The organism is Sphingobacterium sp. GVS05A, assembly GCF_019969845.1.
In the GTDB taxonomy this organism is placed as follows: domain Bacteria; phylum Bacteroidota; class Bacteroidia; order Sphingobacteriales; family Sphingobacteriaceae; genus Sphingobacterium.
The window spans coordinates 1-21,371 of record NZ_JAHXYR010000001.1; the positions used below are offsets into that span (position 1 = coordinate 1).

The window sequence follows — 21,371 nt, forward strand, 5'->3', positions numbered from 1 at the left end:
TTTCGGACGACAATATCGCAGGTAATCCCATTGATCCCGTGGTCTTTGAAGAATATATGGATGCTGAAAAACCTTACTTAAGTCATGATCTTAAAATTACAGATCTTATGGCACCATTAGGGACCAACCGAACCTATCTGTCAAATTTTATCAATCAGTATTATGGTATGAATTTCAGTACATTTATAAATACTTGTCGGATGCGCGAAATTGAAGCTCTTCGATCGGATCCTTATTATAAAGGCTTTGAGGAGGAGGAACTTGTTTATACGGCGGGTTTTAAAAGTGTCAAAAGCTATCAGAGAACAAAGCATATTATTTCGGAATTAAACGGATAGGACCGTTCTCTTTTGTATTTTCCTTGTAAAATACTTTTTTTTTACAATTATTCGATATGAAATCTAATTATGAGGGGAAAATAGGTGTCTAGAGCAGGACGATTACTTATAGGCTGACATCACAATGATACTAAGTGTGAATTCAAGGATATAGAAATAGTGTGCCCGATTTTAAAACAATAATGCGACTTTTTCTACATTTATACAGTTAGTCATTTATTTTGTACGATATAGCGGTATATTTTTCAATTCAATTACTACTTTCGAGAACATTTTAATAATGGTTTCATAGGTAGATGAAAATCATTTCAAGCTGCTGCCCAGCAGAGGAAGTGATGATTGAGTTCCAAGATCTTCGGGTTTTGGAGCTCTTTTTTTGTTTCAAACTTATTGCAGTGTATATCAGCAGCATCCAGATCGCAAATGAATTATGCTGTAAATACTCTGGGTTTCATTATGTCTTATTTTAACCCAATTATAGCAAATCCCATGATAAGCTAGGGTGTTTCTTCCAATTAAGTTGTTAATAATTAAAATCTTGTTGCTCGTTTATTCATAGTTGAACGCCCTGGTTTTAGGAATTTCTGAAACTAGATGCCTTGATGTTGAATAACCTTATTGAAGTTGAATGACCGTATGTTATCACATTCTTCGAAATATTATTGCGCAATATTTGAGAAGTGGTCTGTGCGCGCGGTTAGATTAAATCCCGAACAAAACAGAAAGACAACAGGATGCCCAAATTTAAGCAGTATACATCGCTCGGCGGATGAGATTTTCGATAAAGTTCGAATAAAATTTTTTTCTGTAAAAAAAGACAAAACATGTGCTAATTGAAGCTTTAACATTGATTTATCCTTTGTTTTACAAATTGGCAGTCATGTTTTTACACAATATTCCAGAAATTTTAAGGCGAGTTCTCACCTTTGGACCACAATAGAATTTGACACCGGCTGTCAGGTCATCAAGTCACTTTTAACTTATTAAGATCAAAAATGGTAAGGATTCTAAATTACCTGTGGATACGAATATATAGAAGAGGTTAACTAGAAATAATTCAACATATAATAAAACAATATACAATGAGTAAAAATAACACTGCACACAAATCAAGAGACAATCAAAAAGGCCGCTGGGAATTAGTTGGGTGTCTTGCTTAACGCGGTCACTAGATTCTAACAATACACGCTGAGGAAATATAACAATAACGTAGCAAATATTACTTAAACAATAATTTTAACCAAAATGGTTTTAAAAAAAACATTCGCAATAATTTTAGCTGTAACGGGGGCGAAGATGTCACAGGCGCAGCAAGTTGACTTCAGGCCAGATACCGTTGTCACAGTATCCAATGACAGGTATCAGGTACAAACCAACCGTTTCTGGGACAACTGGTTTATCAATGTCGGTGCGGGCGCCCAGATTTACTTTGGTGATCACAACAAACAGATGAAGCTTTCTGAACGTCTGACGCCCAATTTTGAATTCAATCTGGGTAAATGGTTCAGTCCCGGGATTGGGGTACGTGCTGGTGTTAATGGATATAAGATAAAAGGGGCCACTCAAAATGGAAGTCACTCTACTGGTGAAAAGTATACTGGTAAACCCTGGGATGGTTATTGGCTATACAACCAAGAATTCAATTATTTCCATATTCATGGTGATGTTTTATTCAATTTGTCCAATATCTTCAGCGGATACAAGAATGACCGTTTTTATTCCATTAGTCCCTATGTGGGTTTGGGTTGGATGGTAACGAACGAGGCGCCTGCAGCAAAAGAAGTGAGTGCGAATATTGGTATCTACAACAGCTTTCGCTTAAATGATGCGCTTGATCTAACCCTCGACGTGCGAGGTGCAATGGTGAATGACCGGTTTGATGGTGAAACTGGAAATCGCCGTCAAGATGGAAGTTTGTCTGCATTGCTAGGACTGACTTATAAGTTCAAAAAACGAGATTGGGAAAAACCGAGCAGCGTGGTTATCAGCTACAGTGATGAGCTGTTGAACAGCCTGCGTGAAAAAGTACGCAAGCTGTCGGAAGACAATGAGGCATTGAAAGCACAGTTGTTGGCATCCCAGGGAAAAACTATTACCGAGATTAAAGTTGAAGAGAAAATATTGGCAGCACCGATATTGGTTACATTTCCGATTAACCAAAGTGTCGTGAGTAACGAAGCACGAGTAAACCTCGGTTTCTTTGCCAAAGTGATCAAGGCTGGAAACAAAAATGTTGTCTATAAAGTAACAGGCTATGCTGACAAGGGTACGGGTACAGCAGTATTCAACAACCGAATCAGCAGCGAGCGAGCGAAAGCAATTTATAATGTTCTAGTACATGAATTTGATGTTAACCCTGGCCAATTAGAGGTGTCTTATGAGGGAGGTGTTGATAATATGTACTATGATGATCCCCGTTTAAGCCGCGCGGTAATTACCATAGCAAAATAAAAGTGTTCAATTCTCTTATTCATGAGCATGTGTAGCCTTTTTGCGTAAAGGCTGCACATTTCTTAAAGCTCTAATGAATCTTATACACTGCCCTTAATAAGTAAGTGTATGTATTGGTAGAGTTCCTGCTCTGCTTTCTTTCTCAGGGATTCGACTTATTGAAATGTGTGAGATATTCCAGTTACACTGAAGTCTCTCAAAAAGAAACTATCTCTGAATACATAAATAACAAAGAATTTATAATGATTTAGCGCCATGAAAACAACATTAATGGATGGCTCTGAGATTGTGGGGAATTATTCCTACCAGTCGGGAGAAGTCAATAAAGATCAGTCAGCAGTAAAATATCAATACATAGACAGTATTAGGGGGATCGCCATTCTAATGGTTGTGCTAGTTCATACGATGGTTGGGATTCAAAACCTTGATCGGGTGACAGACGTGTTCGCAAAATATTGTCAGATGGGAGTACAGTTGTTTTTCGTAGCCTCAGCTTATACACTTTGTCTTTCTACTAAAAATAGAAGCCATGAAAAAAGGCCTTTACGGAATTATGCGATTCGTCGCGTATTTCGAATTACTCCAATCTATTGGCTGGGAATTCTGCTGTATTTTTTTATTTCTTATTTGGGCGTTTATAATCTAGCATTCTTTGATATCAGGAATTACACAGCCTTAAATTTGTTGGCTAATTTTTTATTTCTACATGGATTTTTGCCTTCAGCCAATAATACGATCGTGCCGGGAGGATGGTCTATAGCAACTGAGATGACTTTCTATTTGCTGTTTCCAATGATATTTAAGTTTACAAGCCGTTTTATCAACTCATATAGCAAGATCTTTCTTTTTGTAGCGATGGGTATTATTGTTGCACAGGGTCTTGTCCAATTGTTTTCTTGGCGTGGTTTATATCTGGCAAATAATACATTCTTGTATTTCAATATCGCAAATCAATTACCCTGTTTTTTTATTGGAATAGCATATTTCTTTTATTTAAAACTAGGTGAAGCGAAGTATAGCTGGTATTTGGATCTGTTTGGGTGCTGCTTTCTCACAATAGCTTGCCTTCTGCTGTGGTACCTGAAGATTGGCTATTTATTTTCATGGATTCCAGTAATTTCTAGTCTATCGTTTGTATTTCTCATAGAGCTATTTAGGAAGAATAAAGGGTTGAACATAAGGTTGTTGGGGGAAATAGGGAGAGTTTCTTTTTCGATGTATCTTTTTCATTTTCTTTTCGCGTTCGGACTTGATTTCTTGCCCTTAAGCTGGAGAAGTTACGGTGTGTTTTCTCTTGCCTTTTATTTTTTGCTTGTTGTTTTATCAAGCTATCTAGTTGCTAAAATCTCATTTGTAACCGTCGAAAAACCATTTATAGGTTTAGGCAAAAAGCTTATTGACAGCATTGGACGTTAGAGCAGTTTGATCGGTGGATCTACTTATATACTTACTATTAAAAATATTGATGATGGAAATGAAATTGGTTTTGATTCTTATTGCTGGACTAATAGCAATGCTGCTGAGTAGGATTTTTATTCCTTTCATAATTCTTGTAACCTATAAAAAGCGTTTGTTTGATCCGGTTGATGCAAGGAAGCAGCACCATGGGATTGTTCCTCGTCTCGGAGGAGTAGCTTTTGCACCCATTCAATGCTGTGTATTAGTCATGTCTTTGGTCATTATGATCAAGGTTATCAATATGGATCTTGGCCTAGAATCATGGGCGATATTACCAAGTTTCATGCTGCTGCTCTGTGGTCTATTCATTCTTTTTATCGTGGGAATAGGTGATGACTTGATTGGCATAAATTACAAGTGGAAGTTTCTTGTCCAGATTGTGGTCGCCTGCTTTTTTCCCTTATCAGGGCTATGGATCAATGATTTGTATGGTGTTGCATTTATTTCGGAGCTTTCACCTTGGATTGGTATTCCCTTTACTGTTTTTATGGTTGTACTAATTATCAACGCGATTAATTTGATCGACGGATTGGATGGGCTCTGTTCCGGTGTGGTTGGTGTCGGTTGTATTGTACTGGGGATTTTGTTTAGCTATTATGGTGCATGGATACACGCTCTGTTTGCATTTATCGCAGTAGGAGTGCTCGCCCCGTTTTTCTTTATTAATGTCTATGGGGTGACCCGTCGCCGGCGACAAATATTTATGGGTGATACTGGTAGCATGACTTTAGGCTATTCTATTGCATTTCTAGCTATAAGTTTCGCAATGAACAATACCTATATCAAACCTCTTTCAGAAAGTGCAATCGTCGTGGCTTTTTCAATCTTGATCGTACCCCTGTTTGACGTAGCTCGAGTTATCTGCATACGTTGGAGAAGAGGGAAACCACTCTTTAAACCTGATCGTAGTCACTTACATCACTATCTATTGGAGATGGGGATGAGCCACCGAACAACGATGGTTTCAATCTTATTGCTCACATTATTTTACTGTGTATTCAATATAATCATGGTACAGCTGATCAGTAATAACCTAGTGGTCTTGGCAGATCTCCTGATCTGGATACTTTTTCTCAAAGGATACCGCTTAATGGAAAAGACAAAGGAAACTGATAAAGGAAAAATTTCGAAAGAAAAGCTGACCCGCAGTACACAAATATCAAATATTTTAAAATCTAATTGATTTAATGTCATGAAAATAACATTAATAGGAGGTTCTGGATTTGTAGGAACCCATCTGATTACCCACTTTCATAAACTGGGGATGAATAAGGTACTGAATATCGATAAGGTAGGCAGTACGTCGTATCCCACAATTAGTTTAATTGGAAATGTATTGGACCAAGAGCTGCTAACTGAACAGCTGTACGGCAGTGATATTGTCATTTTATTGGCAGCAGAACATCGTGATGATGTAAGCCCGATATCCCTGTATTATGATGTGAACGTGGAGGGTATGAAAAATACACTTGCCGCGATGGAAGCAAATGGAATTACCCGCATCTTATTTATCAGCTCGGTCGCAATCTATGGTTTGGATAAAAATAATCCCAATGAATCTTCCACAGCCGAACCTTTTAATCACTATGGCATCAGTAAATGGCAGGCTGAAATGGTACTCGAAGATTGGTATAAGACTCATACCGACTGGAATATTAACATTGTACGACCATCGGTGATCTTTGGCGAAGGCAATCGTGGAAATGTATATAATCTGTTCCGGCAGATAGCCAGTGGAAGGTTTATGATGATCGGTAAAGGCAACAATCGCAAGTCGATGGCCTATGTTGGTAACGTGGTGGCATTTTTAGCTTTTTTGACCCTTAAACAGCATGAGGGCTATAATGTCTATAACTATGTTGATAAACCTGACTTCAACACCAATGACCTTGTTTCATTGACGGGAGCACTCTTGAATAAGCCTATTCCCACGACCCATATACCATACTGGCTAGGCATGTTGGGTGGCTATGGTTTTGATCTTTTGGCGGTATTAACCCGCAAGAAATTAAGCATTAGTTCTGTCCGTGTCAAGAAATTCTGTGCAGTGACTATATACGATGCATCCAAAGTCACGAAATCGACATTCACACCTCCGTTCACACTTGAGCAAGGCCTACAGCGTATGTTAGAGACCGAATTTAATGCAATATAGAAGGATCATGGGAAACGCAAATCAGGTGAATACTACGGGAGGATTGGATATCGGTAAATTTATCATGTCGATAGTGGTTGTAGCGATTCATACGCAGCCATTGGCCGGTAAAATTTCTGGAATTAGCTTAGCCCTTTATAATTTTTTTATTGCCTTAGCAGTTCCATTTTTCTTTGTGGCCTCAGGATACCTGCTTTCCCGAAAGATAACTGTTCCTGTCGATTACAGACAGTGTTATACGATCCTGAGCGATTACCTTTTTAGGATAACAAAATTATATGTCATCTGGACAATCTTGTATTTGCCTTTGACAATCTATGGGTTTTATCAGCAGCATACTGATCCATTGTTAGCTTTTGCCTTGTTTTTTAGAAATATATTCCTACGTGGGGAGAATTATTATTCATGGCCCTTATGGTATCTGATGGCATTGATTTACACACTTATGGTACTATTGATCTTCTTAAAAAAGCAGATCTCGCCCCAGTTTATTCTGGTCTATGCGTTTGGTAGTTATTTCGTTGCATGCTCGTGGGACATCATTGTTAAAGCAGTCGAAGCCGAAGGATATATGTGGTTAAAAATATGGCATAATTCATTTGGTTCGGTACGTGTTTTTACGGCGTTGACTTTTGTGGTTCTAGGGTTGTATTTAGGTCTTTCGAGACGGTACTGGTCGAAGACCAATATTCTTATTACCAGTATAGGGGCCGTGGCCCTTGGTTTTTTCGAGATCCCGCTTTTATCAGAGTTGTGTATTCTAGTGGGCGCCTATGCCGTGTTTCAGTTGTTCGTATTGTCTTTCCCTTGGCTGAGCCAAGCCTATGGTAAAAAAATCCGTAAAGTAAGCACAGTGATTTATTTTACGCATATGCTCGTCTTCTTTACCTATCAGTCGGTTTTCTATAGTTTTCAATTGCCGCAATGGGTTGGATTTCTCTTTACAGTATTGGTAACGATAAGCCTGGCATTTTGGGTATTAAGATACGAGCAGCGGGTATCATGGTTAAACAAAATTTTTTGAGTTAGAATGGAAAGAAGTAGCCGTATAGCAAAAAATAGCATGTTCCTTTACATCAGGATGCTGTTTACATTAATGATCAGTTTGTATACATCCCGTATCGTATTGCAAGTACTCGGTGTGGCAGATTTTGGTATTTACAATGTCGTCGCAGGGATCGTAATAATGCTTACTTTCTTGAACACATCTTTAGCCGGAGTGACGCAACGATTTTTGACTTATGAGATCGGAACAGGCGATTTTGCACGATTGGTCAAGACATTTCATGTGAGTCTCTCCATCCATTTACTATTAGGTGGACTTATCCTATTATTGAGCGAAACTATTGGGCTTTGGTTTGTATGCAATAAACTGGTTATTGCCCCAGACCGGATGACTGCTGCACTCTGGGTGTATCATCTTTCAGTGCTGTCTTCTCTTTTTGGTATTATTAGTGTCCCTTTCGGAGCATTAATAATCGCCAAAGAACGGATGGGAATCTTGGCAACCATATCTCTTGTGGATGTTTTACTTCGTTTAGGGGTAGTCTTTTTACTAGGATTATTTAGCGCAGACAAATTATACCTATATGGGGTTTTTAGTTGTGCAGCATCTTTAGTCATTATTTTTCTATACGGTTATGTTAGTTATCGCAATTTCAAAGAAGCACATGTGCTGAAGCTTGTTTGGGATCGGCAGTTATTCAGGGAAATGTCTGTGTTTGCTGGTTGGACAGTCAGCGGAAACCTCGCTGTTTTGGGGGTAACACATGGATTAAATGTTTTGCTAAACCTTTACTTTGGTCCGGCCGTCAATGCTGCTCGCGCGATTGCCTTTCAGGTACAGAATGCAATTAATGGATTTGCTGGTAATTTTCAGACCTCTTTGAATCCGCAAATTACCAAAAGCTATGTTATCTCAGATCTAAACTATATGCATAAACTGATCTGCAGTAGCTCGAAAATTTCATTTTTACTCCTAATGGCTATTTCTGTCCCACTCTACTTGGAAGCATCATTTGTACTCAATTTATGGTTGGGTCCGGTGCCTGTTCAGACAATTACATTTATTCGGTTGACCCTGTTGACAGGCTTAATTTCCACCCTAAGCAATCCATTGGTAACAGCGATCCATGCTACTGGAAGGATTAAAAAATTCCAGTTTTGGGAAAGTATTGCCCTGTTGATGATCTTACCAGTCTCGTATTTGTTTTTGAGATGGGGTTATCCGCCGGAAATCGTCTTTGTGGTTCATTTAGCTCTTGCTGTACTTGCGCAATTGATACGGGTATGGATTGTGGCGCCAGCTATACAAATGAGCTATACAAGGTACTTGAATAATATAATAGGGAGGATTTTAGTTGTTGTGATCCCCTTTCTGCCCTGTGTTTTCTTGGTGCATCAATTTATGTCTCCGGGCTGGTTACGACTGTTGACAGTATCAATTGTGAGCGTGCTGTTTATGCTTGTATTTCTTTACCTATTGGGTATGGAGCAGATTGAGAAGCAGTTTGTGAAAGAAAGTATTAAAAAATGGTCTTTTATTAAAAGTAATTAATTATGCAAGTCAAGGTTTCTGTTATTATTCCATTTTTTAATGCCGCGGAGCATCTTGAAGGTTGTGCTGCGAGTCTGTTGAAGCAAAACCTACATGGATTGGAACTCATTTTTGTGAACGACTGTTCTACGGACCGCAGTTTGAAGGTGCTGGAAGAAACAATTCGTAAATTTTCTAATCACCATATCGCTGTGAAGGTCATTCAACATAAAAAGACCTTGGGCGTTGCTTGCTCAAGAAATAGTGGGCTATTACATGCAACCGGATTGTATGTCGGTTGGGTTGATGCGGATGACTGGGTAGATGAAAATATGTTTTTTGACCTGTATGGAAGAGCGGTCGAAACAAAAGCGGATATCGTGTGGAGTCCATTTTTTATGGATTTTAAAGACAAACAATACTTAGATGAGCAGCGCATAACTGAAAACAAGCACAATTATATGACAGCTTTAATTCGAGGAGAAATGCAGGGAATGTTATGGAATAAACTCTTTTTAAGAGCAGTTATTACTGGTAACCAGTTAGGATTCTTGCCCGGCTGCAATATGGGCGAGGACCGAAATTTTCTATTTAAGGTACTATTTTATAGCCGTAAGATCGCACGTGAATCAAACAGCTTTTATCATTATGTTCAATCCAACCCTACGGCAATGACGAGAGACATCCGTATGGAAAGAGTATATGAGGAAATAGCTAACAATGATGATATTGTCCGGTTTATCAAAGATCAGAAAATCAGCTCGATCAGTAAAAGAGATCTGAATGATTTTCTTGCCAATGGCAAGCGAAGATTATTGCTGTCAAGCGACATAGCAGATTTCAAACGTTGGCGAGAGATACATCCCGAAACTAATACTTTGGTGTGGCACATAAAATTCCCTCTGCATTATAGAATACTTGGATTTTGCGCGTCCAAGGAGATATGGTTTCCTGTGATCTGTTGGATTAATCTAAAAAAAGCACTTTATCGTGTCAAAGGAGGAAAGAAATGAATATTATACCTATAGTGTTTTGTTTTGACGATCGCCTCATATTACCCGCCGGGGTATGTATCACTTCTTTGCTGGAGCATGCCAGGCCGGATACATTTTATGATATTTTCATCTTACATGCTTCAAGTTGCAGCTATCCATCAACAGGATATTTGGAAATGTTGCATGAGCGATACGTCAATTTTAAGATAAACTACAGAAATGTAGGAACAGTATTTTCAGGTGCTTTTGAAATACGAAACATCACTGTTGCGGCTTACTATCGTTTGATGATTCCAGATGTGATTAGCGAATATGACAAGGTGATGTACCACGATGTAGATGTGATCTTTCGCGAAGATCTATCCGAGCTGTTCAATTCAACAGATATGAGCAACTACTATGTGGGGGGCGTTAGCTTCACGGGAGGGTTGCAAAAACAAGAGCGTGCTTATCTGTCTAAACTGCAATTAAATTGGCAGGAATACATACTATCTGGAAATCTCATTTTGAATCTGTCGCTACTTCGTAAAGACAATATTGTAATGCAGTTCAAGAAAGAGGTGGAGCGATCCAAATATCGTTATCAGGATATGGATATTATCAATATTGTCTGTAAGGGTAAAATCAAGCGACTGCCACCTGTTTTCTGCGGTACAATTGAAATTTTCGAATTAGCATCGAAACAACAGCGACAATCATTGTATTCTCCGGCTGAGCTTGCGGCTGTATTGCAGATAGGCATTGTGCATTACAATGGTCCGAAGCCATGGAATACCTATTGTCCTAATATGGACCTATGGTGGGAATATTACCGTAATTCGCTGTACTATGACCCCCAGTTTTATTTTGAGTTTTTCTATTTGAAGCTGGATGAATATGATCGGTTGCCCCTATTGAAAAGAGTTAAAATACTTGCACGATACTTTTTAAAAGGAAGATTAAAATAAAAAATATTATGAAACATATAGCAGTATTGATGACGGTTTTTAATCGTATAGAAAAGACGATTTCCTGCTTGCAGAGTCTGTTTGACGCATCGCTTGAGGGGCTGGATATTTCTTTTTCCATTTTTCTTACAGATGACGGTAGTACAGATGGCACTAGAGAACGATTGCTAGCTACATTTCCAGACGCCAACATACAAATTTTGGCAGGCAATGGGCAATTATTCTGGAATGGAGGAATGAATCATTCTTGGCGTGCTGCAATTGCAAAAGGCGGTTTTGATGCTTACCTCTGGCTGAATAATGACAGTATTGTTTTGCCTAATATTTGGCAGGAACTTAAAGCCGCAGATGATTATTCCAAGCAAAAATTTGGCAAAGGTGGTATTTATGTAGGGTCTACCTACAATAAAGAAAAAACAGCACTCAGCTACGGCGGCTTTAATTATATCAACAAATGGACCCTAAAGGACCAATTTGTATTACCTAACGGTGAATTCCAAAACTGTCAGGCAGCTCATGGTAATATCACCTGTGTATCTCAAGACGTCGTGCTAAAAGAAGGTATATTCTGTGATGGCTATCAACACAGTGGAGGCGATCACGATTATTCATATCGTGCTTATAAACATGGTTTTCCAGTATTTATTCTACGTACCTATCTCGGGATATGCGAAAATGATCACGTCAAAGGAGACGATACAATATTTAGAGAACTTCCCCTCAAGCAACGTTTTCGCTATCTAAGATCGCCTTTGGGTTTCAATTTGCATAATAGCCTTTTGTTCCAGCGGCGTTGTTTTCCCTACCGCTTTGTACCAGTGTGGCTTGCAGGCTATACGCGAGCTTTATTCCCTGTTTTTTACTATAAATTATACAATTTTCTAAGGTAGATACATGAAAAAGATATTTATTTCCTACGCCAATAGTGAAATGGCTTATTCCCTAAAAAGGATAGGGCGCCAAGCTAATCGTCTGGGCATATTTGATGCTGTTTTACTTTTCACACCAGACGACCTACCCAGTTACATCGCGCATTCGCCGTTGATGGCACATAACCGGGGAGCCGGCTATTGGGTCTGGAAACCAGCTATAATCTGGGAGACTCTCCAGAAATATGGAAATGATAGTATCGTAGTCTATGCAGATGCGGGCTGCTCCCTATATTCTTCAGAGGACTGGCAAACATACTTTGCTGCACTTGAAGAGTGCAATACACTATGTTTTGAATATCAGGATGAGATGCCAGAATGGGAAGTATTCGGCCAGACATCAACCAAAATAAAGTACTGGACCAAGCAGGCGACACTCGACTATTTTCAGCAAATGCTGGAGGATAAAGCCTATGGCGAAAAGCACAATAAGATCTGGGGAGGGCTATTATTTTGCCGGGGCAAGGATAATCACTTTGTGCGAGACTGGTTGAAAATCATGCTGGAACAGCCTGATCTTATTGTCGATCCTGATCCAGATGAGAGAGCCTACGGAAACAATGAGTTAGCCCATCATAAACATGATCAATGCGTATTGACAGCTTTAGCTCACTTGCATACTGACGATGTACAAATCATGGATGCAAAGATGGAGACGGAGCGTATCGCAGCGGTTGTCGGATCCAGAATACGGGTCAAGAATTATTTCGCCTATTGCCTATTGCAATGCAAAGGAAAAATGCGTGACCTAATGGGGAAAGATACTTACAACTACTGGAAAGCAAAATTTAAACACATCATAACCTCTTCATAAAGGTTGAAAAAAAAATATAAAAAAAATGAAAACTGCATTAATAACAGGAATTACAGGGCAGGATGGTTCCTACCTGGCTGAGTTGCTACTTGAAAAAGGATATATGGTCCATGGTATCAAACGTAGGTCTTCTTCGTTCAATACACAGCGGATAGATCATTTATATGCAGATCCGCACGAAGCGCATGTCAACTTTAAGCTGCATTACGGTGATCTGACTGATTCAACCAATATAATTCGTATCATTCAGGAAGTTTGTCCCGACGAGATCTACAACCTGGGCGCTATGTCTCATGTCAAAGTTTCTTTTGATTCACCCGAATATGTAGCCAATGTGGACGGTATTGGTACGCTGAGGATTCTGGAAGCGGTTCGTATCTTACGTTTGGAGCATAAAACTCGTGTTTATCAGGCCTCCACATCGGAACTCTATGGCCAAGTACAGGAAGTACCTCAAAAAGAAACTACACCCTTTTATCCACGGTCGCCATACGGTGTTGCTAAAATCTATGGTTTTTGGATTACCAAAAACTATCGTGAAGCCTATGGTATCTATGCTTGCAATGGTATTTTATTTAACCATGAGTCGCCACGTCGAGGTGAAACCTTTGTAACCCGCAAGATTACTATGGCTGTGAGTGCAATTGCGATGGGAGTGCAGGACTGCTTATATCTTGGAAATCTTAATGCTAAACGTGACTGGGGGCATGCTAAAGATTATGTCGAGGCTATGTGGCTTATGTTACAACAGGATAAGGCCGAAGATTATGTCATTGCCACCGGAACAACAACTTCTGTAAGGCGTTTTGTACAATTGGCTTTTGCCGAATTGGGCATTGAACTCGCCTTCGAAGGTAGTGGAGTTAATGAAATTGGCCGGGTAAAATCGAAGATTGATTCCAATAGCATCATCAATGTTGGTGATGTTGTGGTGCGGGTAGACCCACAATACTATCGCCCTACGGAAGTAGAGCTATTAGTTGGAGATCCTTCAAAAGCCCAAGAAAACCTAGGCTGGAAACCAAAAACAGATTTAGCTGCCTTGGTAAAGGAGATGGTTCAGGAAGATATGTTAATGCAGTTGAAGCGATTAAGATTAAAATAAAGCATTCTTTATGAGACCAGCTATTTCCGTTATCGTGCCTATTTTTAAGGTCGAGCGTTTTATCGAACGCAATGCCCGTCAGCTTTTCATGCAGGACATGGAAGGGGTAGAATATATTTTTGTAGATGACTGCAGTCCCGACAATAGTGTCGCGATTTTAGAAAAGGTGATTGCTGAATTTCCTGATCGGGCAGCAGCGACATCGATCTTAAGACACGAAACAAACAAAGGACTTCCTTCGGCAAGAAATTCGGGGTTAATGGTCGCTAAAGGCGAGTTTATATTTCATTGCGATAGCGATGACTGGATTGAGAAGGATGCGCTTTCACAACTCTACAATACGGCTGTGAGTACTGATTCAGATGTAGTTTGGTGCGATTGGTATCTTTCTTTTAAAAACAATGAGCGCTATATGAGCCAGGCCCCACCGGCATATGGCCAGGTAACGGGATTTCAACTTGTCAAGTTGATGCTTGGCGGACGGATTCGTTTCAATGTCTGGAATAAACTTGTAAAACGTACGCTATATGAGCGTGTTGATCATTGGTTTCCAGATGGGTACGGTATGGGCGAGGATATGACGATGATCAGATTGATTTCGCATGCCAATAAGGTCACCTATCTTCCGTCGGCTTTATATCACTATGTCCAACTCAATCCGGAGGCTTATACACAAAATATGACTCCCAGGCATTTGGATCAGCTGCTTCATAATGTCACTCAAACGATTCAGTTTTTGAAATCGCGCTATGGGACTGCTTTAGATGAAGATATTCAGTTTTTTAAACTTAATGTCAAATTGCCCCTATTGATATCAAATGATATACAATCCTATCAGCGTTGGTCTGATTGGTACCCCGATGCAAACGCCTATATCAAGCAAAATCCCCTGTTTAATAAAAGGATAAAATTTATCCAATATGCTGCGGTTAATAGGCAGTATTGGATACTCAAACTTTACTATCACTTGGTCATCAGATTTATATACGGTGTCATCTTTAAATAAAATTACATGAAAACAGTGCAGATTATTCTCACAGTGGTATTGACCAGTTGTTTTTTCTTTCCTTTTGAATTTACCTTTCTAATGGGGGTGAATACAAAGATAATGTTGGCCGTGTTAGGTATCCCCATTATGGGCTATCACCTCATTAAAATGGGGAAAGCTTCATTTTCTAAGGAGATTTTGATTGCGTCAGCTATCGCTACCGTTTTCTCGTTGATCGGGGTATATTCAGTAGATATAAATAATTCACAGGACTATTCATATGCGACCTATTTCATCTCAATGTGGATTTGGCTATCGGCCTCCTATGTGGCCTGTACGGCCATCGCTCAGGTACATGGCAAACTGTCTGTACGCTTATTGGTCAATTATCTTATAGTGGTTTGTTTACTTCAGTGTGCACTAGCCTTACTTATTGATTTTGTACCTGCCGTGAAAGTATTCGTGGACCGTTACTTCAGCAATGGTATTACCGAGTTTTTAAATGAAGTGGAACGTATCTACGGGATAGGCGCTGCTCTGGATGTGGCGGGTGTACGCTTTTCAGCTGTTTTAATAATGATTGCGGTACTGCTGTCTAAAGATGATCAGATACGGCATAACCAAGGACTGGTAACGTTCTATATCTTATCTTTTCTGTTGATTGCCGGAATTGGTAATATGATGTCTAGGACTACCTTATTGGGGATGGTGGGTGGAATCGGATACCTTATTTTAACGATGGGCCGTTTTGGCCCCAATATCAACTATGTCCATATCAAACTATGGGCTACGATATTGATCACCTTTATGCTTGTTTTTCTCGTGGGAGCTTACTTTTATCAGACAAATCCCGCAGTTAGAGAATTGCTGCGTTTTGGATTCGAGGGATTCTTTAATTGGGTAGAGGAGGGCGAATGGCGGACAGATTCGACAGACCGCTTAAACGGTACGATGTGGATTTGGCCCGAAGCCAATGATATTCGAACCTGGCTTATCGGAAAAGCTACCTTTTCGGATTGGTTTGCAGTACGTACTGACATTGGTTATTGCCGGTTTATCTTCTATAGTGGGCTATTGGGGCTCAGCACCTTTACACTATTTTTTGTTTACTTATCCATTGCGTTGGCTCGAAAATTCATCTGCTATAGGCAACTGTTTTTACTATTTTTTCTGTTACTGCTCGTCAATTGGTTTAAGGTTTCTACAGATATATTTCTCGTCTATGCCCCTTTTTTAGTAATGGGAAGCCCTTATTTATACCATACATATTTTTCACACGAGAAAGTAATACCCACCTCTAAATAGAAATTGAATATGAAATCTTTAGATAAAAAAATAAAAATAGCCTATTGCATTTCCAGCTTATACAAGGCTGGGGGAATGGAACGGGTACTGGCCAACAAAGCCAACTATCTAGCGAGAAATGGATATGAAATTACCATTATCACAACAGATCAAAAACAGCGCGGACATTATTTTGAATTAGATCCGGCTATTCAATGCATTGACCTTGGGATTAATTATGAGGATAGTAATGGAGAAGGCTTGTTTCAAAAGTTATACAGCTATCCTAGTAAGCAACGGTTGCACTATAGCCGACTCACACAAGCCTTAATAGCTCTCAAAGTAAACATTACGATCTCTATGTTCGATCACGAAGTTGGTTTTCTTTGGAAAATAAAAGATGGCAGTTACAAATTATTGGAGGTTCATTTTTCCCGTTTTAAAAGATTGCAATACGGCAAGAAAGGAATCTGGGGAATGGTTAACCGATATCGTAGTAACCTGGATTTAAAATACGTAAAAAAATACAAACGTTTTATTGTTCTGACGCAAGAAGACCGCGGTTATTGGGGTAATCTGGATCATATTACTGTAATTCCAAATGCGAATACCTTTCAACCCGAAGAGCGTTCGGCACTGGACGAAAAGACAGTAATCGCTGTGGGGCGGTTTGACCATCAAAAGAAATTTGAAGACCTCATTCAAATTTGGGCTTTAGTAGTCTCCGATTTCCCGGATTGGAAACTGAAAATTTTTGGAAAAGGTGAACAGCACAGTTTCCTACAGGGATGGATAGATCGCTTGGGCTTAAATAAGCAGATTAGCTTGTGTGAGCCCGTTAAGGATATTCAAAAAGAATACCTTAAGAGTTCCATCATTGCAGTGACTTCGCGCTATGAAGGATGGAGCATGGCACTGGCAGAAGGACAGTCATGTGGTCTGCCGATGGTCTCCTATGCTTGTAAATGTGGGCCGAAAGATATTATCGAGGCTGGCAGAAATGGATTTTTAATCGCCGAAGGGGATAAACAAGACTTTGCGGCAAAATTAAAGCTATTAATGGGAGATGACACACGACGACTTATCATGGGATGTGAGGCGAAACAGATGTCCTTTCGCTTTTCGAAGGAAAAAGTGATGAAACAATGGTTGAATTTATTTAAAGAAGTACAACAAGCATGAAAACAATCGTTATATCTGCTGTAAATCTAAATAAGGGTGGGACATTGACGATTCTTCGCAATTGTCTTGCCTATCTTTCTGCGCTGGCCGAAGGCGGCGCTTATCGCATCATTGCTATAGTCTATAAACGTGAATTGGCAGATTACCCACATATTGACTATATCGAGACACAATGGCCGAAGAAAAGATGGATCAACCGCCTTTGGTATGAATATGTGTCCCTCAAGAAAATTTCTAGGCAAATAGGTGTTATTGATCTTTGGTTTTCTTTGCACGATACGACGCCTGCTGTATATGCAAAAAGACAAGCGGTTTATTGTCATAATCCATTCCCTTTCTATCGCTGGACGCTGGCGGAGTGTTTTCGGGCACCTAAAATTGTACTATTTGCCTTATTCAGTAGGTGGATTTACCGCGTTGGTATAAAAAAGAATAGTGCAGTTATCGTACAGCAGCAATGGCTGAAAAATGAGTTTAAGCATATGTTTGCGCTCTCTCCAAAAGATATAATCCTTGCTTTGCCCAATAAATTACAACCTGTTGAGGATTGCAATACCATACCAGAACGAGAAGCAGGAAAATATACCTTTATCTATCCCGCGGCCTCTGACAGCCATAAAAACTTTGAGAGCATCTGTCGTTCGGTTGAAATCCTTGAGAAAAAATACGGTCTGCTCAATTTTACTGTATATATCACCTTACGTGGTAATGAAAATAGCTATGCCAAGTGGATCCATGAGCGGTGGGGATCATTACAAAGCTTAGTCTTTATTGGATTTCAGCCCCGGCATGCATTATTTGCTTATTATCAGCAAAGTGATTGTCTCCTGTTTCCCTCAAAGGTCGAAACTTGGGGTTTACCCATTACGGAGTTTGCCGACTTCGGTAAAGCGATGTTACTAGCTGATTTTCCTTATGCACACGAAACAGCAGCAGGGAGTTCCAAAACTGCCTTTTTTGATCCCGATCGGCCGGAGCAACTTGCCGTGCAGATGCGGCGATTGATTGAGAAAGACGAGACTTTCCTGCAGGCGATTCCGCATCCAGTGCTGGAGCGGCCGGTGACGCATAATTGGAAAGAACTATTTGATTTATTATTGAAAGGCACTAAAAATTGATGGCTATGGAAACAACAAAAAGTTTAAAGATATTGCAATTGGGGAAATTCTATCCGATCAGGGGTGGAGTTGAGAAAGTGATGTATGACCTTATGTTGGGACTATCTGCCCAACAGGTACACTGCGATATGTTATGTGCCTCGACTGAAGGGCACCCTGCTTCCGTTATCAAAATCAATGATTATGCCACGTTGTTTGTGGTCAATACATCCATAAAAGTGGCGGGCACTATGTTGGCTCCGGGTATGATCGCTAAGCTTCGACAGATTGCTCACCATTATGATATTATCCATATCCATCATCCAGATCCAATGGCCACATTGGCCCTTTATCTTTCAGGATTTAAGAAAAAGGTCATCTTGCATTGGCATTCGGATATTCTTAAGCAAAAAACATTGCTCAAGTTATATAAACCGCTCCAGAACTGGTTGATAAAAAGAGCAGATAAAATTGTTGGTACCACGCCGGTATATGTACGGGAGTCGCCCTTTTTGCAGCATGTACAACATAAAGTTGATTATGTGCCCATTGGCGTAAATGCTATTGAACAGGAGGCATCGGGTATAGAAGAAATTAGAAAACGTTATCCGAACAAAATCATTGTCTTCGCTGTAGGACGTCTCGTAGAATACAAAGGATATGAGTATCTGATTCGTGCAGCTCAAGCGCTAGATGAGCGTTTTCATGTCATTATTGGCGGAAAGGGTCCCCTTCATGATCAGCTTCAGAAGCTGGTCGGCGATTTGAAACTAGAAGAAAGAGTGAGTATGATCGGGTTTGTCCGTGATGAGGAACTGTCCAGTTATTTTGCAGCAGCGGATATTTTTTGTTTAAGCTCTATCTGGAAAACGGAGGCTTTTGCTATTGTGCAGATCGAAGCCATGTCCTGTGGAAAGCCTGTAATATCAACAAAAATTCCGGGCTCAGGCGTAAGCTGGGTAAATCAGCATGACGTCTCCGGTTTAGTTGTCCCTACGGAAAATCCTGAGGAACTTTCCCTTGCGATTCGTCGGGTCGGTACCGATCCAACACTTTATCAGCAATATGCAGCGGGAAGTAAGCAACGGTATCGTACCTATTTTACGAGAGAGAAAATGGTAGAAAAATGTAGGCAGATATATGGAAAATAATAGAATTGAAAGAGCTTTCTTTTTTTTATTGAAGAGTGGCTTATGGGGTGAAAATATATGGGAGGCTGACTTGTTTCCGCTATCGGCAGAGGAATGGTCAGCAGTTTATGCCCGCGCTGTGGAGCAAACAGTTGAAGGTTTGTTGTATGATGGGTTGTTATTATTGGCACCCGAAAATTTACCCCCCAGACAAATGCGACAAAAATGGTCCGTATCGGTCGATAGGATCGAGCGTAGCAACCGCTTATCCAACGATATTATAGCAGAACAACACATATTTTTTATGACGCATGGTTTGTGCCCAATCCTATTAAAAGGCCAGGGGGTCGCAGTGGCTTACGGAGCACCCCAGCACCGTGTCTGTGGCGATATCGATTGGTATTTTGATAAAAGAAGACACTTTGATTTGGCCCAGTTGCAACTCACCAAAAAAGGTGCGCCAACGTTGGGGAGAGGGAGTCCCGTTTATCTCTGGAAAGGTTATGAAACAGACCTTCATGATCGCCTGTTTGATTTCCACAATCCATTCTCCAAAAATCTGTTGAAACAGATAAGGGCAGATTTTCCAGATACAACCCTCACAATCGGAGGGCGCGAGATAGCCGTATTGGCACCTCAGATTCAAGTTGTTCAGATTACAGCACACATTCTTAAGCATTCACTATCTTTTGGTATCGGTCTCCGTCAATTTTGTGATCTGGCCGCACTTTATGACAAATACGCGGCAAAACTTGATGGCAAGCGATTGGAACTCCTCTATAGTGATCTTGGTGTAATAAATTGGATATCAGCGGTACACCAACTACTGGTAGACTATATCGGTTTGCCGGCGGATAAACTGCCTTTTGCAAGCAATACGATGGACTCTGGTCTGTCTATCATAGATGAGGTCTGGCACGGTGGCAACTTTGGCTTTACTGATACATCCTATATTAAGGAAACAGAAGGCCCCTATATTGTTCGTAAAAACAAGACGGGCATGCTGTTGCGACGGCTAACAAAATATTTCTCCCATGCACCTAAAGAAGCCTTATGGTTTCCGTTTATCCATCTTTTAAATAAAAGAAAGCGATGACCTGGCACAGAGAAACAATAGTATAAAAATAAAATCAACAAAAATTAAATATTTATTAAGAAATGAAAAAATTCACTTTATGGATTATTTTGCTTGGTTTAGGTCTATTTACTTCGTGTATGACCTCCAAGAAAGTGGTATATGTCAACGACATGGTTCCAAATATAGACTATCAAATGCTTGAGGTACCGATGTTAAAATTGCAGAAAAGTGACCGGCTGAGTATCAAAATCAGTGCTAAGAACCCCGAACTGGCGGCTCCATTCAATGTAATAGGAGGCAATTACGTTGCTGATGAAAAAGGGAGTAGATCGAATACGAGTGGTAATAATCAGGATGCGCCAACTTATCTGATTGACCAGCAGGGTAATATTACTTTTCCGATTTTGGGCAACTTTCATCTCGAAGGGTTGACTCTAGAGCAGGTACGCGATCTTTTGGTTAATCGATTATCAGAAGGTGGATACATTAAAGATGCAATTGTCAAAGTTGAGCTATTGAACCTGAAAGTCAACCTGATGGGCGAGGTCAACCGCGTAGGTATCATTGATGTGCCCGATGCACGCATCAATTTATTGGAAGCCATTTCCAAGGCTGGAGGGCTAACGCGTAATGCCGCTTCAGACCGTGTGACCGTTATTCGCGAGGAAAATGGAGTTCGCAAAAAGATCCTGAACGATATTGGATCTCAGGATATTTTTGACTCCCCCGCTTATTATCTTCAGCAGAATGATATTGTATATGTAGAGCCCGTAGGTGCAGAAAGTACTCCACGTGAAGACAGAACCTGGCGATTCACCTCCATAGCAATGGGTGTGGTTTCCATCATCTTAGCAACATTGACGTTGCTAAAATAAAATACTCGA

18 protein-coding genes and 1 pseudogene are annotated in these 21,371 nt (G+C 40.1%); all 19 read left to right on the plus strand.

All coding sequences use genetic code 11. The annotated features are described in order from the left end of the window. A pseudogene (locus LC454_RS00005) lies at positions 1-338 on the plus strand (hypothetical protein); the annotation flags it as partial. A 1,245-nt stretch (positions 339-1,583) separates the two neighbouring features. Then, positions 1,584-2,789, plus strand: coding sequence for an OmpA family protein (locus LC454_RS00010; protein WP_223577725.1), 1,206 nt, complete (start codon positions 1,584-1,586; stop codon positions 2,787-2,789). 255 nt (positions 2,790-3,044) lie between these two features. Then, positions 3,045-4,205, plus strand: coding sequence for an acyltransferase family protein (locus LC454_RS00015; RefSeq protein WP_223577727.1), 1,161 nt, complete (start codon positions 3,045-3,047; stop codon positions 4,203-4,205). 58 nt (positions 4,206-4,263) lie between these two features. After that, positions 4,264-5,430 carry an MraY family glycosyltransferase gene (locus LC454_RS00020; RefSeq protein ID WP_223577729.1) on the plus strand — a complete coding sequence of 389 codons (1,167 nt, stop codon included), beginning with the start codon at positions 4,264-4,266 and terminating at the stop codon, positions 5,428-5,430. A gap of 9 nt (positions 5,431-5,439) precedes the next feature. Next, positions 5,440-6,402 carry an NAD-dependent epimerase/dehydratase family protein gene (locus LC454_RS00025; protein ID WP_223577732.1) on the plus strand — a complete coding sequence of 321 codons (963 nt, stop codon included), beginning with the start codon at positions 5,440-5,442 and terminating at the stop codon, positions 6,400-6,402. 7 nt (positions 6,403-6,409) lie between these two features. Further along, a complete protein-coding gene (locus LC454_RS00030; protein ID WP_223577734.1) occupies positions 6,410-7,426 on the plus strand; it encodes an acyltransferase family protein in 1,017 nt (338 codons plus the stop codon). A 6-nt stretch (positions 7,427-7,432) separates the two neighbouring features. Further along, on the plus strand, positions 7,433-8,959 hold the full coding sequence (locus LC454_RS00035; protein WP_223577736.1) for a hypothetical protein: 1,527 nt from the start codon (positions 7,433-7,435) through the stop codon (positions 8,957-8,959). Between the two features lie 2 nt (positions 8,960-8,961). Next, positions 8,962-9,951, plus strand: coding sequence for a glycosyltransferase family 2 protein (locus LC454_RS00040; protein ID WP_223577738.1), 990 nt, complete (start codon positions 8,962-8,964; stop codon positions 9,949-9,951). Further along, the gene (locus LC454_RS00045; RefSeq protein ID WP_223577740.1) at positions 9,948-10,880 is read left to right on the plus strand and encodes a glycosyltransferase family 8 protein; all 933 of its coding nucleotides are present in this window, start codon (positions 9,948-9,950) and stop codon (positions 10,878-10,880) included. The genes LC454_RS00040 and LC454_RS00045 overlap by 4 nt, the downstream gene beginning before the upstream one ends. A gap of 8 nt (positions 10,881-10,888) precedes the next feature. After that, on the plus strand, positions 10,889-11,770 hold the full coding sequence (locus LC454_RS00050; RefSeq protein ID WP_223577742.1) for a glycosyltransferase family 2 protein: 882 nt from the start codon (positions 10,889-10,891) through the stop codon (positions 11,768-11,770). Between the two features lie 4 nt (positions 11,771-11,774). Beyond that, positions 11,775-12,623 carry a hypothetical protein gene (locus LC454_RS00055; protein WP_223577744.1) on the plus strand — a complete coding sequence of 283 codons (849 nt, stop codon included), beginning with the start codon at positions 11,775-11,777 and terminating at the stop codon, positions 12,621-12,623. A gap of 25 nt (positions 12,624-12,648) precedes the next feature. Continuing rightward, positions 12,649-13,728 (plus strand): GDP-mannose 4,6-dehydratase, encoded by a 1,080-nt coding sequence (gmd, locus tag LC454_RS00060; protein WP_223577746.1) that lies wholly within the window; start codon positions 12,649-12,651, stop codon positions 13,726-13,728. Positions 13,729-13,738: 10 nt separating this feature from the next. Beyond that, a complete protein-coding gene (locus LC454_RS00065) occupies positions 13,739-14,734 on the plus strand; it encodes a glycosyltransferase family 2 protein (protein ID WP_223577748.1) in 996 nt (331 codons plus the stop codon). A 6-nt stretch (positions 14,735-14,740) separates the two neighbouring features. Continuing rightward, the gene (locus LC454_RS00070; protein ID WP_223577750.1) at positions 14,741-16,021 is read left to right on the plus strand and encodes a hypothetical protein; all 1,281 of its coding nucleotides are present in this window, start codon (positions 14,741-14,743) and stop codon (positions 16,019-16,021) included. Between the two features lie 9 nt (positions 16,022-16,030). Then, positions 16,031-17,182 (plus strand): glycosyltransferase family 4 protein, encoded by a 1,152-nt coding sequence (locus LC454_RS00075; protein ID WP_223577752.1) that lies wholly within the window; start codon positions 16,031-16,033, stop codon positions 17,180-17,182. Beyond that, complete coding sequence (locus LC454_RS00080; protein ID WP_223577754.1) at positions 17,179-18,300, plus strand: glycosyltransferase family 4 protein; 1,122 nt, start codon at positions 17,179-17,181, stop codon at positions 18,298-18,300. The genes LC454_RS00075 and LC454_RS00080 overlap by 4 nt, the downstream gene beginning before the upstream one ends. A gap of 5 nt (positions 18,301-18,305) precedes the next feature. Continuing rightward, entirely contained in the window at positions 18,306-19,430 is a 1,125-nt protein-coding gene (locus tag LC454_RS00085) for a glycosyltransferase (RefSeq protein WP_223577756.1), read from the plus strand. Continuing rightward, the gene (locus tag LC454_RS00090; RefSeq protein WP_223577758.1) at positions 19,420-20,505 is read left to right on the plus strand and encodes a nucleotidyltransferase family protein; all 1,086 of its coding nucleotides are present in this window, start codon (positions 19,420-19,422) and stop codon (positions 20,503-20,505) included. Before LC454_RS00085 ends, LC454_RS00090 begins: the two co-directional genes overlap by 11 nt. A 62-nt stretch (positions 20,506-20,567) precedes the next feature. After that, positions 20,568-21,362 (plus strand): polysaccharide biosynthesis/export family protein, encoded by a 795-nt coding sequence (locus LC454_RS00095; RefSeq protein WP_223577766.1) that lies wholly within the window; start codon positions 20,568-20,570, stop codon positions 21,360-21,362. Positions 21,363-21,371 lie beyond the last annotated feature (9 nt).